Genomic DNA, 8,128 nt, shown 5'->3' with positions numbered 1-8,128 from the left:
GTCCGGTAACCCATCGAGCCTTCAAGATACCGTTGCACGACAATCAGCTTGAAGGCAGGTGTGTACTTCCCCATAAAACCCCAGAAAGTTAGTGTCCAACTTTCTGGGGTCAGTTCACTCTGCCGACCACCCTACTGGCGCCCCAAGGCAATCCATGTATCATGCCGCTTTTATGGAAGAGTCAAGGCAGATGGAACTGGATAAAGCGGCAACGCCTGCGCAAGCCCACGTCATCGGCGTCAAGTCCTGGCTGGCCTATGCGGGCGTGGCCGCGCTGGCCGCGCTGCTGTTCTTCGTCGCCTTCCCGCTGGCCTTCCGCTGGAACGAGATCGCCGCCGCCGCGGTGCTGGGGCTGTCGGCCCTGGTGGTCGCCTACCGATTCTTGACGATCCGCAGCGTGCAGCTGTACTACGACGAGGTCGGCGTCTGGGTGGTCTCGGGCGTGCTGCCGTGGAAGCGGGGCGTGTCCGGCGTGAAGTGGCGCGACATGGATGAAGCCAGCTACGTCAACGGCTTCGTCAGCTGGGCGACGCGTTCCACCACGATCCGCATCGGCCACCGCTTCACCAGGGGCAGCGAGATCGTCCTGCACCACATCGCGCACGGGCGCCGGGCCGTCGAAGCGGTCAATGCCATTCACCAGCAGAAGCTGCGCGCCGGCGCCCTGGATTAGGCAGCGCCAGGTGTCCGAATGTTTCAGCCGCCCGCAAGCGAACTGAATGGTGCTACTCTTCCGTGGTTCTGGCTTGCGCTTGCCGCGCGGCCGAAGCCGACCTTTTGATGACAGGGTTCGAACAGATGATGAAAACGAAGATTGCGCTGGCAGTCCTGCTGGCGAGTTTTGCGCTGGCGCCGGCCAGCGCCAAGCCTGCCAAGCCCGCCAAGGGCAAGGCCAAGGCGGCCAAGGTGGTCAAGTCCAAGGCTGGCAAGTCGACAATAAAAGCCCCGGTCAGGAAGAAGGCGCTTGCCGCAGCAGCCACCGCAGCCGCGGCAGGCACCGCAGCCGCGGCTGCCCCGACCGCCGGCGCGTCCGAAAAGCGCCTCGACCGCCGCCTCGACACGATGAGCATGCAGTACCTGACGGCGCTGTGGCGCATCGACCCGGAAGGCGGCATTTATGTCGGCAAGTTCGACCAGGCCGCCACCCTGACCATTCCGGATGCCGCCACGCGTACGAAAAAGCTCGCCTTCGCCAACGAGTGGCTCGACAAATTCAGCAAGCTCGACGCCCGGCAGCTATCGCCGCGCCAGCGCACCGACCTGGCCCTGCTGGTGAACAAGCTGGAGAAGGACCGCTGGAACCTGACGACCTGGCGCGAATACGCGTGGAACCCGGCGCTGTATAACATCGCCCAGCCGCTCGACCTGATCCTGAACACCGAGTACGCCGCCAAGCCGCAGCGCCTGCGCACCATCCTCAAGCGCCTGGCCACGGTGCCGGCCTACTACGCTGCAGCCCAGGCTTCGATCGTCAACCCGACCCGCGAGCACACCCAGCTCGCCATCGCGCAGGCCGCCGGCACCATCGCGGTGCTGGCCGACCTGGGCAAGGCGGCGCAGGAGTCGAACCTGAACGCGCAGGAAAAGGCGATCTTTGCGCAGCGCATCGCCAACGCCGGCACCGCGGTGCTGGCCTATGTCGACTTCCTGGACGCGCTGGACAGGAATGCCAAGGGTGGGGCAAATGCGCCGCGCCCCTTCCGCGCCGGGAAGGAGCTGTACGAGCAGAAGTTCGCCCTCGAGATCCAGTCGTCCAGCAGCGCCGAACAGACCTTCCGCAAGGCGCTCGCCACGCGCGAGGAACTGCTCACCCGCATGGACACGATCTCGGACGAACTCTGGCCGCGCTACATGGCGGGCGTGGCCAAGCCGCGCGACCGCTTCCAGAAGATCGGCATGATGATCGACAAACTCTCCGCGCGCCATGTCTCGCGCGAGAACTTCCTGCCCGAGATCCGCCGCCAGATCCCGGCGCTGCACGAGTTCGTCACCGAGAAAAACCTGCTCACGCTGGACGCCGGCAAGCCGCTGGAAGTGCGCGAGACCCCGATGTACCAGCGCGGCGTGGCCGGCGCCAGCATCGATGCACCCGGCCCCTATCGCCCGAAGGACAAGACGTACTACAACGTCACGCCGCTCGACAACCTCACGCCTGAACAGGCCGAGAGCAGCCTGCGCGAATACAACGAGTGGATCCTGCAGATCCTGAACATCCACGAGGCGATTCCGGGCCACTATGCCCAGCTGGTGCATGCGAACCGCTCGCCGTCGCTGGTGAAGTCACTGTTCGGAAACGGCGCGATGGTCGAGGGCTGGGCCGTGTACGGCGAGCGCATGATGCTGGAAGCCGGCTATGGCGACAACGCACCCGAGATGTGGCTGATGTACTCGAAGTGGAACCTGCGCAGCGTGACCAACACCATCCTCGACTACAGCGTCCACGTGCTCGGCATGCAGCAGCCGCAAGCGATCGACCTGCTGGTGCGCCAGGCCTTCCAGACGCGCCAGGAAGCGGACGAGAAGTGGCGCCGCGTGACGCTCACGTCGGTGCAGCTGACCAGCTACTACAGCGGCTACGAGCAGATCATGGAGCTGCGCGAGCGCCGCAGGCAGCAGCTGGGCGAGCGCTTCAACCTGAAGGAATTCCACGACCAGTTCCTCAGCTACGGCAATGCGCCGGTGAAGATGATCGCGGAACTGATGCAGTAAACGCCGCCGTCCTGGCCTGCCGCCCCGTACCGGAGGCGATGCGGGCCAGGCGCGACCTGGGACGGTTCAGGCGCGGCGCCGGCGGCGGGCCAGGCGCAGGCCTGCCAGGCCGAGGCCGAGCAGCGCCATGCCGGCCGGCTCGGGCACCTCGCTTCCCTGTTCCACCGAAATGGTGTCGATGTGCCAGCCGCCGAAGCCGCGCAGGGCGATGCCGCCCGAGGAGCGGACCAGGCCGGTGACATCCAGCGTATTCAGCAGCGTCACCCCATCCTCGCCGTACAGGTAGCCGGTCGCGCTGTCGTCCGTATGCCAGCTGATCACCGCCTTGTACCAGCTCGACGTATAGGTCTGTGGCGCGACGGCGATGTCGGGGATGTCGAAGCCGTAGCCGGCATTGTCCTGGAACAGCAACTCCTCGCTGGCGGGGGCCGCCACGAAGGAATGGGTGCCGTCGGCATCGGCGCCGAATCCGAAATAGAAAGCGTTGGGGCTGGCCGAGAAGGTGGGACGCAGCCAGACCGACAGGGTGTCGCCTTTGGAGACGGCGAAGCCCGTGTTCACCATCCAGTCGTGCGAATCCATGACCAGGCCGAAAGCGCCGTCGTGCGCCGCCGCAGCGGAGACCGTGCCTGCATTCTTGTTCCAGCCGGCGTGCACGGTCCCGCTATCGAAATTCTCGAGTACGCCCGCCGAGGCGAAGGAACTGGCGATTGCCAGCGACAGACCGGCGATCAGCCGCTTGATGGAGAGATTGGGAGAAATGGTCATTGAATTTCCTAACGTGGCAATAGCTTATCAATAAGCAAAGATCGTGCCGTCAGGAACATTGTATTAAAAACAATGACTTAATTTTAAGGTCGTGACATCACCTGGCGGAATTGTAAAATTCTCCGACGAGACAAATGTAGTGGTACACGGCCGGACTGGCCGTGTCAGGCGTGTTCTTCCGGCGCTTGCGTCATGCGCGAGAACATCGGCGCGATCAGCAGGCCCAGCTCATAGAGCAGGCACATGGGGATGGCCAGCGCCAGCTGGCTGACCACGTCAGGCGGGGTCACGATGGCGGCAATGACGAAGGCGCCGACGATCACGTAGGAGCGGATTTCCTTCAGTTTCTCGATGCTGACGATCCCCATGCGCACCAGGATCACCACCGCCACCGGCACCTCGAAGGTGAAGCCGAAGGCCAGGCACATCGACATCACGAAGTCGAGGTAGTTCTCGATGTCCGGCGTCACCGCGATGGAGGATGGCGCGAATTCGCCGATGAACTGGAACACCCGGCCGAACACGAAGAAGTAGCAGAATGCCACGCCGCCAATGAACAGCAGCGAGGACGAGATCACCAGCGGCAACACCAGGCGCTTCTCGTGCGTGTACAGGCCGGGGGCAACAAAAGCCCACAACTGGTAGAACACCCAGGGCAGCGCCAGGATGAAGGCGAGCAGCAGCGTAACCTTCATCGGCACCAGGAAGGGCGAGATCACGCCGGTGGCGATCATGGTGGAGCCGGCCGGCAGCGCAGCGACCATCGGCGCGGCCAGCAGGTCGTAGACCTCCGACGGCCCTGGCCAGATGAACAGGGCCACGCAGGCGAGGGCAATCCCGATCGACGCCTTGACCAGGCGGTCACGCAGTTCGACGAGATGGGAAATGAAGGTGTCTTCGCCTGCAGCTTCGTCGGTCATCTAGAAAAAGGAAATCTTGGATTTGCTGGAGGGCCGGAACTTGCGTACGCGTGCGGCGCCGGATAGCACATGGGTCTTGCCGCCGTTGCGGTGCTTGTACCAGGCCGGCACTGCCGAAGTACGTACCAGCTTCTTGCGGCGGAAATCGCGCGCCTTGCGTTCAATGGCGGCGGTGCTCACGAAAGACGAGTGCAAGGAGGATGACGAGGAAACGTGTTCCCTGCCGTCCCACATCGCTTCGACCTCGTCGACGTGGCTGTGCATGGACTGCTCGACCTCGGACTTGAACGACTGCGCGCTCTCGTGCACGTCCTTGTGCAGGTTGCGCAGCTCGTCGAGTTCGATCTCGCGGCTGACCTCGGACTTCACGTCGTGCAGGTAGCGCTGGGCGCGCCCGTACAGGGTGCCCGCCATGCGCGCCACCTTGGGCAGCTTTTCAGGCCCGATGACGATCAGCGCGACAACACCGATGATCGCCAGCTTCGACAGTCCGAGATCGATCATGCCCGACGATTAATGACGGGTCTTTTCGCGGGTGTCGACGTCGATGGTCGACTTGTCGGCCACCTGCTGGGTCGACTGGGCGCCCGTGGTGTTGCCCGGCGTGTTCGCCTTGTCGTCGTCGCTCTTGATGCCGTCCTTGAAGCCCTTGACGGCCTTACCGAGGTCGGAACCGATGTTGCCGATCTTCTTGGTGCCGAAAATCAGCATCACGACGACCAGGACAATCACCCAGTGCCAAATACTAAACGAGCCCATGTTTTTCTCCTTGCAAGGCGCCTGCGCCTGTAAATCGGGAAAGCGTACGTTTCAGTATACGCCATGTAGGGGCGTCTTGCCCCCATTAAAACTCAGGTGCCGAGACCGCGCCACGGACGCTTGCCGCCGTACATGTGCAGGTGCAGGTGATAGACCTCCTGCCCGCCGTCCGGTCCGCTGTTGATCAGGGTCTTGAAACCGCCGCTGAAGCTGCCGTCGGCATCGCTCTTGACGGCAACACCATGCTCTTCTGCAAGCTTCGGCGCCAGCGCCAGCATCTTGCCCAGCACGGCCGCGTGTTCCATGCCGCAGTCGGACAGCGTGGCCACGTGCTGCTTCGGGATTACCAGCAGGTGCACCGGAGCAGCCGGGTTGATGTCCTTGAAGGCCAGCACGTCGTCGTCTTCGTAGACGACGCTGGCCGGAATCTGCTTGGCGACGATCTTGCAAAAAATGCAGTTGTCCATCTTGTCTCCAGATCTTTATGACAGCGTTTCCCGCAGTTCACACCCAGGAAACCCGTGCATCCTACCGATGGCGCATGACACCGGTATGACGGTGATGGCCTGATTATGACATCGCCTGCCGGCATGGCAAGCCTACGGGAACGCTTACTGATCGGTCATTGATCAGGACGCGACGCTTTCTCGGTCATTCCCGACACGCCCTCGCGCCGGCCCAGCTCGTCGATTACCTGCTGGGGCGTCAGGCCGAACTGCGCCAGCAGCACCATGGAGTGGAACCACAGGTCGGCGGTCTCGTACAGGACCTTGGCGGCGTCGCCCGAAACGCGTGCGTCCTTGGCGGCCATCACCGTCTCAGTGGCTTCTTCGCCGATCTTCTTCAGGATGGCGTCGTCGCCCTTGCTGAACAGCTTGGCAACATAGGACGTCGCAGGATCGCCGCCGTGTTCCGGCTTGCGCGCTTCGATCACGGCCGCTACGCGGGCCAGAATGTCACTCATGGGATGTCGGATTTCTTATTCTGGGAATAAATGGTGTCGGGGTCCTGCAGGACCGGGGCGACCGCCTGCCAGTCCTCGCTGTCGTTGTCGAACTTCTGGAAAAAGCAGGAATGGCGCCCGGTGTGGCAAGCGATGCCGCCGGTCTGTTCGACCTTGAGCAGCACCACGTCTTCGTCGCAGTCGAGGCGGATGTCCAGCACCTTCTGGGTATGGCCGGATTCCTCGCCCTTGTGCCACAGCTTCTTGCGAGAACGGCTCCAGTAGACGGCTTCGCCCAGCTCCACCGTTTTGGCGAGCGCGTCGCGGTTCATCCAGGCGAACATCAGGATGTCGCCGGTCGCGGCCTCCTGGGCGATCACCGGCACCAGGCCGTTCTCGTCCCAGCGGACCTTGTTGAGCCACTTGTATGTCATGTCGGTTCGTTTCAGTCGAGACGCATCGGGATACCGCGCTCGCGCATGAAGCGCTTGGCTTCGCCGACCGTGTGCTGCCCATAGTGGAAGATGCTGGCGGCCAGCACCGCGTCGGCGTGGCCTTCGAGGATGCCGTCGGCCAGGTCCTGCAGGCCGCCCACGCCGCCCGAGGCGATCACGGAGATGCCGACCGCGTCGGACACGGCGCGGGTCAGCCCGAGGTCGAAGCCGGACTTGGTGCCGTCGCGGTCCATCGAGGTGAGCAGCAGTTCGCCGGCGCCGAGGCTTTCCATCTTTTTCGCCCATTCGACGGCGTCGAGGCCGGTCGCGTTGCGGCCTCCATGGGTAAACACTTCCCACTTGCCGGGTGCGACCTGCTTGGCGTCGATCGCCACCACGATGCACTGCGAGCCGTGCTTCTGCGAGGCGTCGAACACCAGCTGCGGGTTGGTCACGGCCGAGGTGTTCATCGACACCTTGTCGGCGCCGGCATTGAGCAGGCGCCGCACGTCCTCGACTTTGCGCACGCCGCCCCCGACGGTGAGCGGGATGAACACGGTGGAGGCCACGGCTTCGATGATCGGCAGGATCAGGTCGCGTCCGTCGCTCGATGCGGTAATGTCGAGGAAGGTGATTTCGTCGGCGCCCTGTCCGTCATAGCGGCGCGCGATCTCGACCGGGTCGCCGGCATCGCGCAGCTCGGTAAAGTTGACGCCCTTGACCACACGGCCGCCGGTGACGTCGAGGCAGGGAATGATGCGTTTTGCAAGCATACGGCTTAGGCCTGGGCGCCCTCGGTCAGTTCGTCGGCGCGTAGCTGCGCCGAGGTCAGGTCGAGCGTGCCTTCGTAGATCGAACGGCCGCAGATCACGCCCTCGATGCCTTCGTCCTGCACGGCGCACAGCGCTTCGACGTCGGCCAGGTTGTGCACGCCGCCCGAGGCGATGACCGGGATCTTCACGGCCTGGGCCAGCTTGACGGTCGCTTCGATGTTCACGCCGCCCATCATGCCGTCGCGGCCGATGTCGGTGTAGACGATCGATTCGACGCCGTAGCCTTCGAACTTCTTGGCCAGGTCGATGACTTCGTGGCCCGACATCTTGCTCCAGCCGTCGGTGGCGACCTTGCCGTCCTTGGCGTCCAGGCCGACGATGATCGAACCGGGGAAGGCGCCGCAGGCGTCGTGCAGGAAGCCCGGGTTCTTCACGGCGGCGGTGCCGACGATGATGTAGGTGATACCGTCGTCCAGGTAGCGCTCGATGGTGTCGAGATCGCGGATGCCGCCGCCCAGCTGGACGGGGATCTCGTCGATGCCCATTTCTTCGGCATAGTCCTGGACCACGCTCAGGATCGACTTGATCGCTTCCTCGTTCTTGGGCTTGCCGGCAAACGCGCCGTTCAGGTCGACCAGGTGCAGCCGGCGCGCGCCTTTCTTGAGCCAGTGCAGCGCCATCTCGGCGGGGTCTTCGGAAAACACGGTGGCGAGGTCCATGTCGCCTTGTTTCAGGCGAACGCAGTGACCGTCTTTCAGGTCGATGGCAGGGATCAGCAGCATGATCGTTGTCGGTTGGTTGACGTCGGGGTTGATTGGAAAC

11 protein-coding genes are annotated in these 8,128 nt (G+C 63.6%); 2 read left to right on the top strand and 9 right to left on the bottom strand.

Translation table 11 applies throughout. From position 1 onward, the window contains the following. Positions 1–190: 190 nt before the first annotated feature. Both AC56KL_RS18670 and AC56KL_RS18665 read left to right on the top strand, forming a co-directional pair. Positions 191–673, top strand: a complete 483-nt coding sequence (locus AC56KL_RS18670; RefSeq protein ID WP_497181667.1) for a hypothetical protein — start codon at positions 191–193, stop codon at positions 671–673. A gap of 125 nt (positions 674–798) precedes the next feature. Further along, positions 799–2,709: a DUF885 domain-containing protein gene (locus AC56KL_RS18665; RefSeq protein ID WP_497181666.1), complete on the top strand. Its 1,911-nt coding sequence runs from the start codon at positions 799–801 to the stop codon at positions 2,707–2,709. Positions 2,710–2,775: 66 nt separating this feature from the next. Here AC56KL_RS18665 and AC56KL_RS18660 read toward each other — a convergent pair whose 3' ends face one another. The 9 genes from AC56KL_RS18660 to hisA form a co-directional block, all read right to left on the bottom strand. After that, on the bottom strand, positions 2,776–3,477 hold the full coding sequence (locus AC56KL_RS18660; RefSeq protein WP_497181665.1) for a PEP-CTERM sorting domain-containing protein: 702 nt from the start codon (positions 3,475–3,477) through the stop codon (positions 2,776–2,778). A 164-nt stretch (positions 3,478–3,641) separates the two neighbouring features. After that, positions 3,642–4,397, bottom strand: a complete 756-nt coding sequence (tatC, locus tag AC56KL_RS18655; RefSeq protein ID WP_497181664.1) for a twin-arginine translocase subunit TatC — start codon at positions 4,395–4,397, stop codon at positions 3,642–3,644. Beyond that, positions 4,398–4,901, bottom strand: a complete 504-nt coding sequence (tatB, locus tag AC56KL_RS18650; protein ID WP_497181663.1) for a Sec-independent protein translocase protein TatB — start codon at positions 4,899–4,901, stop codon at positions 4,398–4,400. 9 nt (positions 4,902–4,910) lie between these two features. Beyond that, a complete protein-coding gene (gene tatA / locus AC56KL_RS18645; RefSeq protein ID WP_497181662.1) occupies positions 4,911–5,156 on the bottom strand; it encodes a Sec-independent protein translocase subunit TatA in 246 nt (81 codons plus the stop codon). Between the two features lie 92 nt (positions 5,157–5,248). Further along, the gene (locus AC56KL_RS18640; RefSeq protein ID WP_497181661.1) at positions 5,249–5,623 is read right to left on the bottom strand and encodes a histidine triad nucleotide-binding protein; all 375 of its coding nucleotides are present in this window, start codon (positions 5,621–5,623) and stop codon (positions 5,249–5,251) included. Positions 5,624–5,778: 155 nt separating this feature from the next. Further along, complete coding sequence (locus AC56KL_RS18635) at positions 5,779–6,120, bottom strand: phosphoribosyl-ATP diphosphatase (RefSeq protein WP_497181660.1); 342 nt, start codon at positions 6,118–6,120, stop codon at positions 5,779–5,781. After that, entirely contained in the window at positions 6,117–6,533 is a 417-nt protein-coding gene (gene hisI, locus AC56KL_RS18630; protein ID WP_497181659.1) for a phosphoribosyl-AMP cyclohydrolase, read from the bottom strand. The genes AC56KL_RS18635 and hisI overlap by 4 nt, the downstream gene beginning before the upstream one ends. Positions 6,534–6,544: 11 nt before the next feature. Next, a complete protein-coding gene (gene hisF / locus AC56KL_RS18625; protein ID WP_497181658.1) occupies positions 6,545–7,306 on the bottom strand; it encodes an imidazole glycerol phosphate synthase subunit HisF in 762 nt (253 codons plus the stop codon). A gap of 5 nt (positions 7,307–7,311) precedes the next feature. Further along, entirely contained in the window at positions 7,312–8,088 is a 777-nt protein-coding gene (gene hisA / locus AC56KL_RS18620) for a 1-(5-phosphoribosyl)-5-[(5-phosphoribosylamino)methylideneamino]imidazole-4-carboxamide isomerase (protein ID WP_497181657.1), read from the bottom strand. Positions 8,089–8,128 lie beyond the last annotated feature (40 nt).

The sequence above is a fragment of the Telluria sp. ZB4P34 genome (assembly GCF_059686055.1).
This window is presented reverse-complemented; position numbering and strand designations above follow the sequence as displayed.

Coding starts and splice junctions, on each gene's coding strand:
- AC56KL_RS18670 (WP_497181667.1), top strand. CDS start 191: ATGGAACTGGATAAAGCGGCAACGCCTGCGCAAGCCCACGTCATCGGC.
- AC56KL_RS18665 (WP_497181666.1), top strand. CDS start 799: ATGATGAAAACGAAGATTGCGCTGGCAGTCCTGCTGGCGAGTTTTGCG.
- AC56KL_RS18660 (WP_497181665.1), bottom strand. CDS start 3,477: ATGACCATTTCTCCCAATCTCTCCATCAAGCGGCTGATCGCCGGTCTG.
- tatC (WP_497181664.1), bottom strand. CDS start 4,397: ATGACCGACGAAGCTGCAGGCGAAGACACCTTCATTTCCCATCTCGTC.
- tatB (WP_497181663.1), bottom strand. CDS start 4,901: ATGATCGATCTCGGACTGTCGAAGCTGGCGATCATCGGTGTTGTCGCG.
- tatA (WP_497181662.1), bottom strand. CDS start 5,156: ATGGGCTCGTTTAGTATTTGGCACTGGGTGATTGTCCTGGTCGTCGTG.
- AC56KL_RS18640 (WP_497181661.1), bottom strand. CDS start 5,623: ATGGACAACTGCATTTTTTGCAAGATCGTCGCCAAGCAGATTCCGGCC.
- AC56KL_RS18635 (WP_497181660.1), bottom strand. CDS start 6,120: ATGAGTGACATTCTGGCCCGCGTAGCGGCCGTGATCGAAGCGCGCAAG.
- hisI (WP_497181659.1), bottom strand. CDS start 6,533: ATGACATACAAGTGGCTCAACAAGGTCCGCTGGGACGAGAACGGCCTG.
- hisF (WP_497181658.1), bottom strand. CDS start 7,306: ATGCTTGCAAAACGCATCATTCCCTGCCTCGACGTCACCGGCGGCCGT.
- hisA (WP_497181657.1), bottom strand. CDS start 8,088: ATGCTGCTGATCCCTGCCATCGACCTGAAAGACGGTCACTGCGTTCGC.